Here is a 16,986-nt window from a genome sequence, read left to right as displayed (position 1 = left end):
ATATGTTCGTTTTTATGCAGAAAGAACGATTTTTTCTATTTTCCAGCTTCCATTATCTGCCTGCAGCACTGCCATGGTCGGTTCCTGCCCGAACCGGCTTCTTCCGCAGCTTCCTGGATTCAGCCAGAGCCGGCCGTCGATCATTTTTTCAAAATACGTATGTGTATGTCCAAATATGACGATCTGCGTACCACCGAGGTCCCATGCCACATCTTTTTTATTATGCGTCATAAAAAAAGAAATGTTTTCTATCTTAAACCGAAGCGTGGTGCCCATTCCCCGCGCCCAGTCTCCGTCATTGTTTCCCCGAACCGCATAAAGATTTCCCAAAGGCCGGAGCTGATCCAGAATCTCCGGGCGGTCCACATCTCCGGCATGCAGAATGCAGTCACAGGTTTTCAGTATTTCGAGAACTTCCGGTCTCAGAAGCCCATGTGTATCTGAAATGATTCCAATCTTTTTCGCCATGATTTTCCTTTCCATCCACCGAATAATCGTTCTCTGCCATTTTTAATAGCCTTCAATCCTTCTTTCCCGGCGAAGTGCGTATCTCTTTTCCGCACCCTGCCACTCGGCTTTTTCTGCCTCAGTCTCCACGACCAGCCCCGGAACTTCTACTTTGTTGTCATTTTCATCAAGAGCAACCATTACTTCATATGCACGGTTGATCATTTTACGCATTCCCTGCGAATCTTCCACGTACGTGTCAATCCGGACTTCCATCGATGTCCTGCCGACATAAGTTATCTTTCCGATCAGGACAACAGTATTTCCCAGATATGCGCCCGCTTTGAAATTCAGGTTATCCACACACGCGGTCGTCACAATCGTACCTGCATGGCGATGCGCCACGATTCCTGCCATTTCATCGATCCACTGCATCAGTACGCCGCCAAACAGACGTCCGTAACTGTTGATGTGCTTGTTCATAATAAGATATGTGTTTTCCGTACGGGAATCTTCCACCCGCTTCATTTTGCGCATTTTCTTTTCTCCTCCTTATAAGATTCCCTGTTCTCTGAAGCGTGCGGCTGCTTTTTTATATTGTGGCATATCTACTTTATATTCTTCTCCCATGCGCACCACTTCATACACCAGTCCGTCCATCTCTGAACACTTTTCTTCCATGACATCTCTCTGCATGGATGTCGTTGCTTCCGGGGAAAATGCCGCCAGTATCTTAAGATTTCTCTCAACCAGATCTTCTGCGAACTCTATTCCCATTGCGTGAGAAAGTGCAACAATCTCACGTATAAGTGACTTAAACATTTCTCTCTGCTCGCCTTCCCGCTGAAAATCAGCAGCAACGGCATTGCAATAAAGACCCGCCGCCCCGATCGGTGATACATAAGAAAATTTCACCATGGCATCTCTGCGTATATTTTCGGACAGGATCACTTCCAGATCATCGGTTACCATATCTTTCGCCACTTCGCGCATTTTTTCTGTTTCTTCTTCCGGTTTTCTTGCTCCGAACACTACTCTTAAGATTTTTCCGTGCTGGAGGATCACACCCGGTTCCAGAATATTGGCAGAAACATAGATACATCCGTCTGTTACGGTAAGCTCCGGGAGTTTTTTCTGCAGACGACCGCCCGTTCCGTATATATTCAGGATCGGAATTACAACCGTTTCTTTTCCCGCGATTTTCTTTATGGTCGGGACCGTTTCATCCATGGAATATCCTTTGATGCAGACCAGAATCACATCCGGTATTTCTTTATATTCTTCCGCGGTACATGCTTTTACCGGAAGCGTTTCCCTGCTTTCATCCCACAGTTTCTGTATCGTCAGTCCGTTTTTTCTTATTGCCTCCAGATGTTTTCCCCTGGCGATCAGTGTCACATCTTTTCCTGCTTTTTGCAGAAAGAATCCAAGGCATCCCCCTGTTCCCCCGGCTCCTATGATTGCATATTTCATCTGATACATTCTCCTTTGTTTTCATATTACATAAAAACTCGGCTCCCCGATCATGGAGAGCCGAAAAATACAGCCACAGGCTGTCCTGCATCTCTGCAATCCTGCCGGAGGCTATATCAGATGGGGAATTGACTCCCACCACTGATACTGATTTGTTGCTCGCCACCTACAGAGATGGGAGTCATTTCACATCTTATATATTCTTTGCACAGATATCCGCAAGGCAGCATCTGTCGCAGTAAGGTTTTGTCCTTGCTGTACACACTTCACGTCCGTGATAAACCAGACGATGGCAGAAATCACTGCCCTCCTCCGGCGGTATGATCTTCCAGAGAGCCATCTCAACCTTTTTTGGTTCTTTGATTCCGTCAACCAGACCGATACGGTTACACAGACGGATACAATGTGTATCCGTCACAATCGCCGGTTTCCCGAAAACATCACCCATGATCAGATTTGCACTCTTGCGTCCGACTCCCGGAAGCTTCAGAAGTTCCTCAAAAGTCGTCGGTACATTGTCTGCATACTGTTCGTGCAGGATACGCATACAGGCACTGATATCCCGCGCCTTGCTTTTGCCGAGTCCGCACGGGCGCACGATTGCCTCGATCTCCTCCGGCTCTGCTGCGGCAAGTGACGCAACATCCGGGTATTTTGCATACAGATCTTCTACAACAACATTTACCCTTGCATCGGTACACTGCGCTGCCAGACGGACACTGACGAGCAGTTTCCATGCCTGATCATAATCCAGTGTACAGCCTGCATCCGGATATTCTTTTTTCAGTCGGTCGATCACTTCCAGTGCCAGCTTCTCTTTTGTCATTCTTTTTGCTTCCTCGATATCGTAATTAAATAGTTCCGAAAATACGGTCACCTGCATCGCCAAGTCCCGGGCAAATGTAAGCATGGTCGTTCAGTTCACGGTCCAGATGTCCTACATAGATCTGCACATCCGGATGTTCTTTGTGAAGACGCTCAAGGCCCTGCGGTGCAGCGATAACAAACATGCATTTGATGTTCTTTCCGCCATGCTCTTTGATCATTCTGACAGCGTCAACAGCAGATCCGCCTGTAGCAAGCATCGGGTCTGTCACAACGATCAGACGCTGTTCGATCGGATCCGGAAGTTTGCAGTAATATTCGTGTGGCTCATGTGTCTCCGGATCTCTATAAAGACCAATATGTCCGATCTTTGCGGACGGAACAAGTGTAGTGATTCCATTTACCATACCAAGACCTGCACGAAGTACCGGAACAACTGCCAGTTTCTTACCGGAAATCATCGGTGTCATACATGTCTCGATCGGAGTCTCAACCTCAACCTCCTCGAGCGGAAGATCTCTCAGTGCCTCATATCCCATAAGTACTGCGATTTCTTCGATCAGTTTACGGAACTCGTTTGTTCCTGTATTTTTGTTACGAAGCATAGAAATTTTGTGCTGGATCAGCGGATGATCCATAATAAATACGTTCTCCATGTTTTCCTCCATCTGTGACTTTATCGTACTCTGTAACTTATAACTATGGTGATTATACCTTATTTCTTTTCCATTGACAACTCCCGCCGAAATGATACACTGAAATATAAAGCTACAGTTGTTACTGTTCACAGTAACTTACAGTTTACATATCATATGTATCTGACATCATTATAACTATTCCCCGCATTTGAAAGGAGCATCCAAAATGACTTCATATGAAGAGGAATTTCTTTCCACCGGACAGGAAGCGCGCCGTCTGTCGATCGCTCTTTTGCGATTTATTCAAATCGACGACCCTGAATGGAAAAATAAATATCAGAAATACCTGTCTTTGCGGTTTCGTCCTGCACTTTCCACTCTGATCCGCGAGGGAGATCTGACTCGGATACGAGCACTGTGCAGCTTTGCTCCTGTCACGGAATCCGCCCTCAATTCTTTTATTGATGTGGCTGTTCAGAATCAGCAGGAAGAAATCCTCTCTTTTCTTATGAAGCTGAAAAAAGACCGCTTTGGTTTTCATGACCGTGAATTTACTCTTTAAACTGTTCTCAGGGGGTTTTTTATGAATCGCACAGTATCCGCAGAATCCTGTCCTCTCTGCCTGAAAATCTGGAATCTGACACGGGAACAGCTTTCTGTAAAATATCCTTTTTTTCGAAAATTAATATGGGATTTTTCTTTTCAGGAATCCTCTGACACACATACTGCCGGAACAGACGGGCACATCATCTATTTTGCCCCGAAATTTCTGATCCGGACTTTTCGGAACGATCCGGACGCACTGGAAACATTGCTTCTTCATCTGCTGTATCACTGCCTGTTTCTTCATCTTGTGATGGAATCAGCGCCTGACCACCTTCTGTGGAATCGGGCCTGTGATCTTTCCGTAGAACGCCTGATCACAGGGAGCCGAGATGTCTCGTCCCCGTCAGTCATCTACTATGAGCTACAGACTGCCTCAGAAGAAACTGCCATCCCGGTTGTCGATGATCACCAGTTCTGGAAACTTGCCGACCGCAAAAAACTTCTCGAACAGATGAAACAGATCTGGAATTCTGACTCAGGTGCCGCCGGTCTCGGCCTTTACGGTAATTCCTGTCGCGGAACAGCCCCCGGCAATCTCACAGAAGAACTTGCCCTGCATCACAAACACCGCTATGATTTTCGCCGTTTTCTCAGACGTTTCGCCATTCAGCGTGAAGAACTGCACACCGACACTTCCAGCTTCGATTATATTCCCTATGTCTATGGGCTGGATCATTACGGAAACATGCCTCTGATCGAACATCTGGAATATCAGGAAATGAACCGTATGGAAGAGCTTGTGATTGCGATTGATACCTCCGGTTCCTGCACGACTGAAACAGTACGCCGCTTCATGGAAGAAACTTATGGAATCCTCAGTGACCATGAAAATTTTTTCCGCAAAATGAATCTCTACATCATCCAGTGTGACAGTTTTATTCAGGACTGTGCACATATCACCTGCGAAAAGGACTGGAAACGATATCTTAGTAATCTATTGATTCACGGACGTGGTGGCACAGATTTCCGTCCTGTCTTTGATCATGTGGAAACACTCCGCGCTCAGGGAAAAATCCATAACTTAAAAGGTCTTCTGTACTTTACCGACGGTGACGGGATTTACCCGCAAAGACCAACCACTTATCAGACCGCGTTTATTTTTTATCACGAAAAGGACCTGCATCAGCAGGTTCCCGCATGGGCCACAAAACTCTATCTGGACGATGAAAATTTCAGGCAGTAACCTCCTGCCCTTCCCATACAGACCTTCCAGAGAAAGGACACATAACCTTATGAATATCAAAGATGCCAAAAATGAATTACTTCACACGATACAGGTTTACACCAGAAAGGATGCACATGGGCGTTATCTTATGCCGGCTGTGCGCCAGCGTCCGCTGCTGCTTATCGGACCTCCGGGTATCGGCAAAACTGCAATTATGGAACAGGTCGCAAAGGAATGCGAGATCGGTCTCGTTTCCTACACTATCACACACCATACGCGCCAGAGTGCAGTCGGACTTCCTGTAATTGTAAAAAAGAATTTTCAGGGAAAAGAATACTCCATAACAGAATATACAATGAGTGAGATCATTGCCTCTGTTTATGAAAAAATGGAACAGACTTCCTGCAAAGAGGGAATTCTCTTTATTGATGAAATCAACTGTGTCTCCGAAACTCTTGTACCGACTATGCTGCAGTTCCTCCAAAATAAAACCTTCGGCACACACCCTGTACCGGAAGGCTGGATCATTGCTGCTGCCGGCAACCCGGTCGAATACAACCGCTCCGCGCGGGAATTTGATATTGTCACCCTTGACAGAGTAAAGCGAATAGATATCGAGCCGGATCTTGATATCTGGAAAGAGTATGCCTATGCAAAAGGTCTGCATGCTTCCGTCATCTCTTATCTGAACCTGAAAAAAGGACATTTTTATCATATCGAAAATACGGCTGCCGGAGTTTCTTTCGTGACCGCCCGCGGCTGGGAAGACCTTTCTTCTATTTTATTCGGATATGAAGAACTGGGATTGACTCCTGATGAAAAACTGATCCGACAGTATATTCAGGATGACGATATTGCCAGAGATTTTGCCGCTTATTATCAGCTGTATGCAAAATACCGCAAAGATTACCCGATCACGGAACTGCTTGCAGGAAACTTAAGCGAAAAAGAGTTTCAGTCAGTATGTGGCATGGCATCCTCTGCACCATCCGACGAACAGCTCAGTGTATCCGGACTTCTTCTTGACGGTTGGAACCGGTATTTCCTCCAGTTTGCAGAGGAAGATCATTTCGTAATACATCTTCAGGAAACGCTTTCTCAGGCGAAAACTGCCCTGCTTGCCGGATCCTCTCTGGCTGATTTCGCAGAACAGTATCGAAACGCATTAAAGATCCGCCAGCAGAATCAGCTTCTTGACAGCCGCGAAACAGATGAATCCGAAAAAACTGCTCGTATCCTCGAGAAATGCCTGACTGAAGCAAGAAAAAAACGACTCAACGCCCCGGAGGAAATCATCGATGTCCTCCGTGAAGCATTGAGCCGTTCTGCCACGATCCGCAAAGATCTCGCACAAAAGACTTCCCACGCACTGGAACAGGGTTTTGCATTTGCAAAAGCTGCTTTCCATGACGGACCGGAACTTCTCTTTCTGATCTCCGATCTCAGCCATAACATCTGTGCCATGTCTTTTATCCGTACTTTCGGATGTGAAGAATATTTTATTTTCAGTGAAAAACTGCAGTTTCAAAGGGAACGGGCGGAACTGCTGCAACAAATTGATTCAGCCGTGTTTAATTCCCCCGGCTGAGTCTGCCCTGCATATTTCTGCGGTAGCTTCCATTCTGCTGTTCCAGAATTTCGCGAAACTCCGTTGCATACATACCAAACGACATTGCCATACATACCGCACATGCACCAATCAGCACATTTAAAGTAGAATACGGAAGTCTCGGTCCCACCATCAGAATCATTACAACCACATAGGTCATTACTGTATTCAGCTTGCCGTGCCACTGCGCCTCAATGGTCGTTCTAGTCTCCATAATAATCTTCCAGCCGACAACCGTCATGTAACATTCTTTGACCACAAACAAGAGTAGTACAAGTTCTGCCAGCGGGTAACGCGGGATCAGATAGGCCAGCATCACTCCCTGCATAGCCTTATCGGCAACCGGATCAAGTATCCGTCCGAATCTGCTGACACTGTTAAATGAGCGTGCAATCCTGCCATCCAGAATGTCGGTAGCCGCTGCCGCAATCACAAATACAACGAGCAATGCACGATACTGTACAATACCATATCTCTCAAATGTTCCGAAAAACAATATTGCCAGCACCAGGCGCATTGCACTGAGCAGATTCGGTACGGTCAGAATTTCTTTCTTTGTAAATACTTCTGACAGTCGTTCCTGTCTTACAGGAATTATCTTATAGAATAACTGGTAGCAGAGAATATTCAAAATCAGTGCAGTCATTACATCGGCAACACTGTGCTGTTTCAAAAACATAGTCGACAATACTATTGACACGCCAAGAACAATCTGTGCCGCAGTAAAAATCCGATTCTTCCGGCATCGCTCATTCTGATAGAGCGCAACACAGCTTGCCGTCGCATTGAACACATGCATACTCGGGAAAATATTTGTCGGTGTATCAATCTTATACAGGAAACGAACAACATTCAGGAATACACTGTCACCTGCATTGGTAAGATCCGGTCTCAGATGCTGTCCATTCGGATAAACAAAGGAAATCAGTAAAAACAGCGTCATACCTACACCTAAAGTTCCGAGATACTGATAATATTCTTTTTTGCTCGGGCATAAGACTGCGAAATAAATCACCGTCCCGATCAGGAAAAAATACCACATCACATATGGAATAATAAAGTACTCACAAAATGGGATTCTGTCATCTGCAAGAGAATGAATGATATGTATTTTTACATTGCTCTGCTCCATCAGCATAAACGCGAGCATATAAAAAATCCCATATGCCGGTATGATCCATAAATGCTTTGATTTCTTCAGATAATTCAAAATATCACCTTTCCATCCTTTCGGCCTCAGCCAGATTCTGTCATCTTCAGGATTTCTGATTTTTCTGTAGCTTATAATATACCCTATCGTATCAAATAATCAATGCACAAAATGCCGAAAATGGACAGTTTTACAAAAATTTCATAGTTGCTTTATAAACATCTTACTTCTACCTGCAATATCAGAAAAGGAAGCGCTTTATGCTACGCTTCCTCTTCTTCTCTGTTGATCATTCTTACAGATCTGCTGAAACTCTCTTAATTTTTCTTTTGCCTGTGGGCTTAAATCCTGCGGTACCTGAATTCTGATCGTCACATACTGGTCACCATGTACGGACGGATTCTTCATGGAAACAATTCCCTTACCTCTCAGGCGGATCTTCCTGCCAGTCTGTGCGCCCTCCGGAATCTTACAGATTACATCTCCGTAAAGCGTAGAGACTTTTGCCTCACCACCAAATACGGCTGTTGTAAACGGGATCTCCATGGTTGTGTAGACATCCATTCCTTTTCGTTCAAAACCTGCTTTGGATGCTACATGCACCTGCAGAAGAAGGTCTCCTGCCGGACCACCGCCAAATCCCGGATTGCCTTTGCCTTTCAGTCGGATACTTTTACCATCTTCAATACCTGCCGGAATATGCACTTTTAGTGTCTGGACAGCTCCGCTGCCGGACGGATCAGATAATCGCAGCATCTTATCACAGCCAAATGCGGCATCCTCAAAACTGATATTTACCTCTGAATGAAGGTCACTGCCTTTTGCCTGCGTACTTCTTCCTCCAAAGCCGCCAAAATCACCCTGACTGTGGAAACCCTGCCTGCCAAACCCACTGTTCTGACTTCCGAATCCACTGCCTTTCTGTCCGTGGAACATATTTCCGAAGATATCTCCGAAAATGTCTCCCATATTACCATTTTCAAAATGATACTCATGATAGCCGCCATTGCCGCCCTGACCAAAGTCAAAACCTCCAAAACCGCCATGAAAACCATTACCGGCTGCGTCCTGACCACTGGCACTATATGGATTGCCGCCTTCTTCAAATGCCGCAAATCCATACTGATCATATAATTTCTTCTTTTCTGTATCGCTTAATATATTATATGCTTCTGTAACTTCTTTAAACTTCTGCTCTGCCTGCTTGTCACCGGGATTCATATCCGGATGATATTTCTTTGCAAGCTTTCTGTATGCTTTTTTTATTTCCTTGGCATCGGCATTTCTCCCAATCCCAAGAACTTCATAATAATCTCTCTTAGCCATAATGCCACCTCCGGTTTACTTGCTAAAAAAGAGATGCAGTTTCTTCTCACCGCATCCCTTTCCATCTCCTCTTGTTCTATTTGTAATATAACACTTGTTTTATACTATGTCAAGTACCCGGAGAATATTTCTGAAGATTACACTCAGAAATAATCCGATATGTATGGTGTCTGCTGTTCGATCGCATCTTCCAGCATATCAATCGTCCATTCCGCAGCCTGAATGCGTCCAATCTTTGCCAGATATTCCGGACGTTTGTAGCCCATCAGCATCGTTGTCATAGTCTGAATATCAATCCTGTCCTCGCATCTTTCCATGATTCGCATCACCTGTCCGTGTCCTTCACGTGAGATCGTCATATAGAAATATCCCTGATTGCATTCCATGATCGGATCAATCAGTTTGAATTTCCACTCACGGTCAAGTACGCTCGGTTTGAACGGATATTTTTCTATAAAGGATATGAAATCTACGATCCTTCCCATATAATATGGTGATATCACTTCTTTTATTCCGGCATCTTCGAGAAGAAATGCCAGTGGCTCATCCGTATAGGTATCTCCCTCGACCTGATTGATCATGGAAAAATGTGCCGCAACAAAGTTCCACAAACCGGTACGGGCATCTTCGTTGATGAAAATCATATCTTTGATGTGGAATACCTCATTCGCGATCCAGTAGATCACATAACCATCCGGTTCGTTTTTCTCATTATAATAGATCGCAGCCATAATATCATCAGAATCCCAAAGCCAGTATTCATTCCATGCCAGATCATCACGAAGGATTGCTCCATGTGTACGCATGGCATAACGTTCGTAGGTTTCTTTCAGTTCATCGCTCTCTGTCTTTACACGGCGCACATCACCCGGAACCTGACGATTCTTCGGAAGCTGATAATCCCTGATCTCATAAGAGATCTTGTCTGAGATCAGTTCCCAGCCCTTGCGTCTGTAATATGGAATTGAGTATGGATAAAGATAACAGATATCCTGTCCTTTTTCTTTCATGTTTTTCAGAGCCTGCTCCAGAAGCTTATGCATCAGTCCCATGTTGGAGTATTCCGGATAAGTGCCGACTCCGGTCAGACCGCCCATTGCATAGGTCTTGCCAAAGATTCTGACATGCATCGGGTAGACTGCCACCTGCGAAACAAGTGTATCATTGTCAAACCAGCCAATGACATCTGCCTTCTCCATGGTAGGGAACTTCGCACGGATGATCTCGCGCTCCTGCCATCCGATCGAACTTAATTCCTGCTCAGTAACCTGAAAAACATAGCGAAGAAGGGCATTGTACTGTTCCATGTATTCGCTGCCTACGGGTTTCATCTTGAGATTCTTTTTGTTATTCATATTTCCTTTCCTTTGAGCTGTTTCCTATTACCCACAAGTCCCACCCCTCGGCTGAAGGGTGGGACTGTATTTGTACCATATCTTATACTGAAGTGCTCCAACCTCAACTCCACTACGTTCCGTTTCGGTTGAGGGCATCCGCCCTATATGTTGTCATCTGAATCCCTGTTTACGTGCAAGCACGACACAGGTCTTCAAATTCCAACATGCACTTCAGATTTTGAATCAAAACTCTGGTTCAATTAAACCGTATGTGTTTCCTTTACGTTTGTATACTACGTTGACCTGCTCGGTCTCTGCATTGAAGAATACGAAGAAATTGTGTCCCAGAAGTTCCATCTGTACGCATGCATCTTCCGGATACATAGGTTTGATTCCGAACTTCTTGGTACGAATGATCTTTACTTCATCATCTTCTTCATAGTCTTTGTCCAGATATTCTTTCTGGAAGTTTGCAGCAGCCTGCTGTTTGTCTACGATTTTATTTTTGTATTTACGAAGCTGACGCTCGATGACTTCTTCTACCAGATCGATGGATACATACATATCGTTGCTTACCTGCTCAGATCTGATAATGTTACCTTTCATCGGGATCGTTACCTCGATTTTCTGTCTTTCTTTTTCAACACTTAAGGTTACGATAACCTCTGTGTCCGGTGTGAAATACCGTTCCAGTTTGCCGAGTTTGTCCTCAACGGCTGTTTTGAGTCCCGGAGATACTGTGATGTTTTTTCCGCTGATAATAAATTTCATAATCCCATCCCCTTTGCTGTTTATTTTGGATGATATTTAATAAACAACTTATTTTGTTGTTCATGCGTCCATTATAACACACTCTCACGAATTTTAACACAATTTTATGAAATTTTTATATAAATTCTGACTAAAAACAAGTATAAAGATCACAACTCCGACAATGGTCATTCCCACACCGAGACTTCTGTGCGGTGTCTCATACTTCAGGACAACTTCGTGTGTTCCGGATGGGATCTCGATTCCACAAAGACCACTGTTGATATTTGAAACTTTCACCGTTTCTCCATCTACCCGGGCAGTCCATCCCTTCTGATAGAAGAACGGTACGCACAGCATTTCATTTTCCTGTGTATCGTTTTCCACCTGTGCCTGATAAGTGCTGTCACTGTAACTTACATCCGTCACACCGGAATTTTTAAGCACTGTATAACCGGTTGCATCGAGGTCATACGATTTCACTTCAAAATCTTTGATCGTCGCATAATCGATCTGGGTACTCACATCGACGCGGAGCGCTGTGATTCCTGCCGGAACCACATGTTCCCACGTATTATTTTCCTTCGTGATGGAGAAAGTATAAACTTTATCTGCCGAAAATCCCCTGTCGCCTTCTGTCTGATAATAGACTGCCATCTCGGTATCCTCAGATACGTCCATTGTCAGAGAAAGTCCATATAATTTGTTTTCGTCTGCAAAGTCGGATTCCACTCCCGGAAAGATCACATTTGGATCTGCACCAAGGTCACGAACGGTAATGCCGTTGTCATTGTTTTCCATCGTACAGTCGACTGCTTCACTCACCTTCTCCACCAGGGAAGTATCTGTTTCCTCCGGCAGAGATGCATCCTCATAAGAACCACTCTTTTTTGCATCGGTATAATAAAATCCGGAAAGAGAAGTGAGTGTCTTATCAAGTCCTGATAATTTTTCATTTCCATCTGCATTCCATTCTTTGTCATAAAGATATCCAAACGGAAGTGCATAATTATTTTTGAATATGGTTTTGCCCCCGGCTTCTCCCACCGGTGTATATACCTTCTGTGGAGCATTGTACCCTGCGTTTCCAAACAGATACCTGGTTCCAAGCAGAGTACTTCGGATATAATCATCGTTATTAAAATCCACAAAATTAATAGAAATGCTTTCCGGTCCGTACATCTTGTGATAGCTTACCAGTGATGACGGATTTGTACTCATATACGTCGACAATCCATTGTAGCCCTGTGCCATTCCATCATTTTCCGCGGTCGACCTGTAGGACTTTTCGATGCGGTACAAAGAATCATCCTGTGCTTTCAGATAAGCTGCCGCATCTTTCGTACCATCATTATAGTATTCGGTTGCCAGTTGACTTCTGGTCGGTGACTCACGGTGCCAGAGTGATGGATAATTCAGTGCAAAAAGCTCGCATACAAGCACCAGCAAAACAGCAGCCGGGAATATCCTGTACAGTTTTCTGATTCTCGTTCCCCCCACCAGAAGGAGCAGATATACCACAAAAAAGGCACAGACCTCTGCAGCAATTTTATTATTTACTTTGATATTTTTGAAGCTGTATACAAATACCATCATTGCTGCATAGATAATGGTCGCAAGCGCACCGCCGCACAGTACCGTTTTTTTGTTTTTCTCGCGGAAAACATCCTGCAGGAAAAGTCCAATGGCAAGCGCTTCTACAAAACAGATCATAAAGCACCAGCGATGTGAGTTTTTGGTAAATACAAGCACACGGCTGGTAAACGGCATCACAACCAGAAATACCATCAACGCAGTCAGAAAAATCGCCTTTATCCTGGTCGCTTTTTTTACAAGAAAATAGCTGATTGCAAAAACTGTCAGAATGCTGACTGCCAGTACGATGCCCTCATAATAATTGAGATTTCCGGAATAATCTTTATCGATACCAAGCATCTGATTGGAAAAAAATCGGGCAAAAATTGTTCCCAGTGTTTTTCCCTTATATGGATGAAACAAACCTGAAGTACTTCCTCCGCTCACTGCACCTGCACGCGCACTTTCAAGGAATGTATCTGCAATCGGCACAAGAGCGATCCCACCGATCAGTGTACCGAGTATTCCCATTCCCCCAAGACCAATCATTTTTCCTGCTGCAGACTTGATGGAGCGTTTCTGCATTATGCTGTATATAACTACATAAAATACAGCAAAAAAAGCAATCATATAGAGGAAATAATAACTTGCAAACAATAACATTGTCACTGTAAGTACAAGTCCGGCATTTTTCCGCCGTTTTTCTCCGTTAAGATAACACTGAAGGAAATACATAAAAACAGTGAAAAGTGCCATACATGTACAAAATCCGTACTGCTGCCCCCAGAGGATCACATAGCCGGAAAATGTCCACGCAAGTGCAGCTGCCATCGTTCCGATTCCCTCACCCATCAGTTTACGGTAAAACAGATATCCCACAAGAGATATCGTCAGAAGTTTCAGATATGCAGATGCAAGCACTGCCCACGGCAGAAGTCTCTGCGGTGCAAGAAGAAGCAGAAGATTATATGGAATCAGATATGCCGGATAATAAGAAGACACATCCATTCCAAGTCCGGCCTGCAATATATAACCGCTGTCACCTCTTCTGAATAATGAAGAAAACATTTCATACTGTGCATAATTGATCTGCAACGTATCCGCTCCGCAATCAGTAAACACATAAGCGAAACCGCCCAGAATAAATTTACTGTACAGGAGCGCAAAAAGTCCGCTCGTAATCAGAAAAAGCCATACCAGTTCATTTTTCCAAATCGGTTTTTTCTGCGAATCCGTCACTGTGCGTCCTCCTCTTTTTCTGTTTCCTCTTCATCGAAGTTCAGACGTTCTTCCTCAACAACAAGCGGCCGGTCAAGCACCCTTGTATTAATACTCAGAACATATTCTCCAAGGAACCCGATAAAGAACAGCTGCAGTGCTCCGAGGAAAAATACACCGATCAGCAAAGGTGCAATACCTGCTGAAAAGCGGTGCCAGAACATCAGTTTCATGATCAGATAAACAATCGCCGCCAACATACTTAATCCACCGATGATAAATCCTGCAAAAGTTGCAAGTCTCATCACTACTTTAGAATAGGAAGTAATTCCTATCATCGCATAATCATACAGGCTGTAGAAGTTATTTTTGCTCTTTCCTGCACGGCGCTTCGGCTGCGTATATTCAATTGCGGTATAGTCAAATCCCAGTTCCGCGATAATGCCGCGAAGATACGGAAGCGGGTCATGCAGATCACGCACAACATCTACAAATTTTTTGTCATACAGGCCAAAACCGGTAAACTGATTGATATGGTCAATATCTGTGATTTTGTTGATCATCCGGTAATAGCAGGAACGAATCCAGTACATGGTCTTACGTTCCTGACTTGCACTCTTAACTCCGATGACAATCTTTCTTCCCTTTTCCCATTCACGGACAAATTTCGGAATCATATCAACCGGATCCTGAAAATCTGCAGTCAGACGTACCACGCAGTCTCCATATGCCTGTTTCATTCCATATACCGGTGAACGTGCCTGTCCAAAATTCTTCGCATTAAAGATTGCCTTGATTTTTTTGTTATTTGCACACAGTCCTCGAAGCAGTGCCTGTGTGTTGTCTTTGGAGTGATTGTCGATAAACAGGATTTCGTAATCATATTCACTTAAATCCCTCTCCATCACTTCTATTACCGCTTTTGAGAGGGGCACTACATTTGCCTCTTCATTGTAAGTCGGTATTACAATTGAAATTTTCTTCCTCATGTTCATTCTCCTGTATTCTGATTTCTTCCGCTGTCAGTATTTCTTTGGAAGCGGAATATACATGTTTTCTTCCAGTTCTTTTTGATCCAGAAACGGATACATATCTTCCAGCGGAGCAGATACCATTGATCCATCTTCGAGCTTTTTCGCAGAAGTCTTTGGCTCCGTCTTCTGATATTTCGTTACATAGACCTCACATACTGCCGCTCCATCCATCTCCAGCACTTCCCGTATCACGTCCGGAAGTTCCTCCGCATGGTGGATTGCTCTGTAAGTAAAGCCATATGCCGGTGCCAGTTTTTCAAGATCCGGAAAACTTAGGTCCCGGCTCTCCTCGCCCACACCTACAAGCGGCGGTGCAAAATAGCTCTGCTGAGTCTGGCGGATAGAATGATATCCCTGATTGTTGATCACAAACAGTTTCACTGGAAGCCGATTCTGACGGATAGTCTGTAATTCCTGAATATTCATCTGAAGACTTCCTTCACCTGTGACACATACCACCGATTCTCCCGGATGTGCCACGCAGATACCCGTCACTGCCGGAAGGCAGAAGCCCATAGAAGCTGTATTCGGATTTGTAATAAAACGCTGACCTTTTTTTACCTGAAATGCCTGACTTCCGGCAACTCTTGAAGTTCCAACACTGACCATCAGTGTCTCGCCTTCGTGCATTGCCTTCGACAGTTCCTCATAAAAAGCATAAATATTGGTGCAGCTTTCTTCTATTGTTTCGTAATGTTTCGCAGTCACCACCGGATATTTCTGTTTCCAGATCTGACACTGATGAACCCAGTCCTCTCCCTGAAACAGTGGATGTTTTTCGTCTGCCCCGCGACGCTCTGCCTCACAGATCAGTTTGCGGATCAGCTCGCCCGCGTCCCCGACTACAGGAAGACTTACGTGAAGATTTGGTTTTTTCAGTTCATTTTCATCAATATCATTCAATATTGTAAAACTCTCTCTTGCCCAGTCCTGATACTGGAAGCCTGTCTGCGCAAATCCCTGACGATTTCCTATGGAAAGAAGTACGTCACTGTTCTGGAGTGCAAAATTTCCCGGACGTGTTCCGGTTCCTCCACTCCTTCCGACAAAATATGGGTGATGTGATTCCAGTGCATCTACACTGCTCATTCCTGTGATCACCGGAACTCCCAGAATATTTACAAGTCTGTGGAAATCTTCTATCGCACCGGCAAGTCGCACACCATTTCCCGGAAACAGTACCGGACGACGACTCTGTGCAATCCTGTCTACAATTTCTTTTACTACATCCTGTGAAATCGCCGCAGGTGTTTCTTCCGGATTTTCTTTCGGGTCGTAACCTCTCAGATCCTCCGTCTCAATCGTTGCCCCCTGTACATCCAGCGGGATATCCAGCCATACCGGTCCCGGTCTTCCGTTCACCGCCATGTAAAGTGCTTTTTCCAGATGATAACGGATTTCTTTTGGATCAATTACCATCTGTGCATATTTTGTAAGCGAAGTTACAACCGGAACGATATTGCATTCCTGCACTCCCATACTTCTAAGCTTTAATCCGGAAGCTGCAACTGTCGTTGCATATCGGGCCTGTCCGGAAAAAACAATCATGGGAATCGAATCCATCCAGCAGCCAAGCACACCTGTTATGGCATTTGTCGCCCCGGGCCCCGTCGTCACGCAGACTGCTGCCATACGGTTATCCATACGTGCATATGCTTCGGCTGCCATCGCACATGCCTGTTCGTGGTGCTGGTAAGTGCAGTGCAGTTTCGGATGATGCCCAAAAGCATCATTCATATGCATGGCGCCGCCACCCGTCACTGTAAACACATCCCGAATTCCCCAGTTTGCAATATAATCCGCTATATAATCAGATACTTTCTGTTTCATAAA

At 44.7% G+C, this 16,986-nt stretch carries 15 protein-coding genes; 3 read left to right on the top strand and 12 right to left on the bottom strand.

Annotated elements, in window-relative coordinates:
• Window positions 1-12: 12 nt before the first annotated feature.
• The 5 genes from DWW86_RS08225 to upp all read right to left on the bottom strand — a co-directional run bounded on the left by DWW86_RS08225 (window position 13) and on the right by upp (window position 3,401).
• On the bottom strand, window positions 13-468 hold the full coding sequence (locus DWW86_RS08225) for a metallophosphoesterase family protein (protein ID WP_117942802.1): 456 nt from the start codon (window positions 466-468) through the stop codon (window positions 13-15).
• Window positions 469-510: 42 nt separating this feature from the next.
• Window positions 511-984, bottom strand: coding sequence for an acyl-CoA thioesterase (locus tag DWW86_RS08220; protein ID WP_117942801.1), 474 nt, complete (start codon window positions 982-984; stop codon window positions 511-513).
• A 15-nt stretch (window positions 985-999) separates the two neighbouring features.
• On the bottom strand, window positions 1,000-1,920 hold the full coding sequence (locus DWW86_RS08215) for a ketopantoate reductase family protein (protein ID WP_117942800.1): 921 nt from the start codon (window positions 1,918-1,920) through the stop codon (window positions 1,000-1,002).
• Between the two features lie 193 nt (window positions 1,921-2,113).
• The gene (locus tag DWW86_RS08210; protein ID WP_072522768.1) at window positions 2,114-2,746 is read right to left on the bottom strand and encodes an endonuclease III domain-containing protein; all 633 of its coding nucleotides are present in this window, start codon (window positions 2,744-2,746) and stop codon (window positions 2,114-2,116) included.
• Window positions 2,747-2,771: 25 nt separating this feature from the next.
• A complete protein-coding gene (gene upp / locus DWW86_RS08205) occupies window positions 2,772-3,401 on the bottom strand; it encodes a uracil phosphoribosyltransferase (RefSeq protein WP_072522767.1) in 630 nt (209 codons plus the stop codon).
• Between the two features lie 208 nt (window positions 3,402-3,609).
• On the opposite strand from upp, the gene DWW86_RS08200 reads away from it, so the two are divergent.
• Genes DWW86_RS08200 through DWW86_RS08190 form a run of 3 tightly spaced genes read left to right on the top strand, consistent with a single transcriptional unit; the run spans window position 3,610 to window position 6,742 of the window.
• Window positions 3,610-3,945 carry a hypothetical protein gene (locus DWW86_RS08200; protein ID WP_072522766.1) on the top strand — a complete coding sequence of 112 codons (336 nt, stop codon included), beginning with the start codon at window positions 3,610-3,612 and terminating at the stop codon, window positions 3,943-3,945.
• A 21-nt stretch (window positions 3,946-3,966) separates the two neighbouring features.
• A complete protein-coding gene (locus tag DWW86_RS08195) occupies window positions 3,967-5,172 on the top strand; it encodes a vWA domain-containing protein (protein WP_117942799.1) in 1,206 nt (401 codons plus the stop codon).
• Window positions 5,173-5,221: 49 nt separating this feature from the next.
• Window positions 5,222-6,742, top strand: coding sequence for an ATP-binding protein (locus DWW86_RS08190; protein ID WP_117942854.1), 1,521 nt, complete (start codon window positions 5,222-5,224; stop codon window positions 6,740-6,742).
• Here the strand turns inward: DWW86_RS08190 and DWW86_RS17135 are convergent.
• The 7 genes from DWW86_RS17135 to DWW86_RS08155 form a co-directional block, all read right to left on the bottom strand.
• A complete protein-coding gene (locus DWW86_RS17135) occupies window positions 6,726-7,973 on the bottom strand; it encodes a CDP-alcohol phosphatidyltransferase family protein (protein WP_181985329.1) in 1,248 nt (415 codons plus the stop codon). The two genes, DWW86_RS08190 and DWW86_RS17135, sit on opposite strands and share 17 nt — an antisense overlap.
• 198 nt (window positions 7,974-8,171) lie before the next feature.
• Complete coding sequence (locus DWW86_RS08180) at window positions 8,172-9,239, bottom strand: DnaJ C-terminal domain-containing protein (protein ID WP_181985328.1); 1,068 nt, start codon at window positions 9,237-9,239, stop codon at window positions 8,172-8,174.
• A 143-nt stretch (window positions 9,240-9,382) separates the two neighbouring features.
• Window positions 9,383-10,594 carry a GNAT family N-acetyltransferase gene (locus DWW86_RS08175; protein WP_072522761.1) on the bottom strand — a complete coding sequence of 404 codons (1,212 nt, stop codon included), beginning with the start codon at window positions 10,592-10,594 and terminating at the stop codon, window positions 9,383-9,385.
• A 225-nt stretch (window positions 10,595-10,819) separates the two neighbouring features.
• Entirely contained in the window at window positions 10,820-11,347 is a 528-nt protein-coding gene (hpf, locus tag DWW86_RS08170) for a ribosome hibernation-promoting factor, HPF/YfiA family (RefSeq protein ID WP_072522760.1), read from the bottom strand.
• Between the two features lie 93 nt (window positions 11,348-11,440).
• Entirely contained in the window at window positions 11,441-14,140 is a 2,700-nt protein-coding gene (locus DWW86_RS08165) for a YfhO family protein (protein ID WP_072522759.1), read from the bottom strand.
• Window positions 14,137-15,108: a glycosyltransferase family 2 protein gene (locus DWW86_RS08160; RefSeq protein ID WP_072522758.1), complete on the bottom strand. Its 972-nt coding sequence runs from the start codon at window positions 15,106-15,108 to the stop codon at window positions 14,137-14,139. Before DWW86_RS08160 ends, DWW86_RS08165 begins: the two co-directional genes overlap by 4 nt.
• A 33-nt stretch (window positions 15,109-15,141) precedes the next feature.
• Entirely contained in the window at window positions 15,142-16,983 is a 1,842-nt protein-coding gene (locus DWW86_RS08155) for a thiamine pyrophosphate-binding protein (RefSeq protein ID WP_072522757.1), read from the bottom strand.
• Window positions 16,984-16,986 lie beyond the last annotated feature (3 nt).

The organism is Ruminococcus sp. AF17-22AC (assembly GCF_003460065.1).
Taxonomy (GTDB): Bacteria; Bacillota; Clostridia; order Lachnospirales; family Lachnospiraceae; genus Blautia_A.
Note: the sequence above shows the minus strand (reverse complement) of the source record. Positions and strands in the feature narration are given on the sequence as shown.

Coding starts and splice junctions, on each gene's coding strand:
- DWW86_RS08225 (WP_117942802.1), bottom strand. CDS start 468: ATGGCGAAAAAGATTGGAATCATTTCAGATACACATGGGCTTCTGAGA.
- DWW86_RS08220 (WP_117942801.1), bottom strand. CDS start 984: ATGCGCAAAATGAAGCGGGTGGAAGATTCCCGTACGGAAAACACATAT.
- DWW86_RS08215 (WP_117942800.1), bottom strand. CDS start 1,920: ATGAAATATGCAATCATAGGAGCCGGGGGAACAGGGGGATGCCTTGGA.
- DWW86_RS08210 (WP_072522768.1), bottom strand. CDS start 2,746: ATGACAAAAGAGAAGCTGGCACTGGAAGTGATCGACCGACTGAAAAAA.
- upp (WP_072522767.1), bottom strand. CDS start 3,401: ATGGAGAACGTATTTATTATGGATCATCCGCTGATCCAGCACAAAATT.
- DWW86_RS08200 (WP_072522766.1), top strand. CDS start 3,610: ATGACTTCATATGAAGAGGAATTTCTTTCCACCGGACAGGAAGCGCGC.
- DWW86_RS08195 (WP_117942799.1), top strand. CDS start 3,967: ATGAATCGCACAGTATCCGCAGAATCCTGTCCTCTCTGCCTGAAAATC.
- DWW86_RS08190 (WP_117942854.1), top strand. CDS start 5,222: ATGAATATCAAAGATGCCAAAAATGAATTACTTCACACGATACAGGTT.
- DWW86_RS08180 (WP_181985328.1), bottom strand. CDS start 9,239: ATGGCTAAGAGAGATTATTATGAAGTTCTTGGGATTGGGAGAAATGCC.
- DWW86_RS08175 (WP_072522761.1), bottom strand. CDS start 10,594: ATGAATAACAAAAAGAATCTCAAGATGAAACCCGTAGGCAGCGAATAC.
- hpf (WP_072522760.1), bottom strand. CDS start 11,347: ATGAAATTTATTATCAGCGGAAAAAACATCACAGTATCTCCGGGACTC.
- DWW86_RS08160 (WP_072522758.1), bottom strand. CDS start 15,108: ATGAGGAAGAAAATTTCAATTGTAATACCGACTTACAATGAAGAGGCA.
- DWW86_RS08155 (WP_072522757.1), bottom strand. CDS start 16,983: ATGAAACAGAAAGTATCTGATTATATAGCGGATTATATTGCAAACTGG.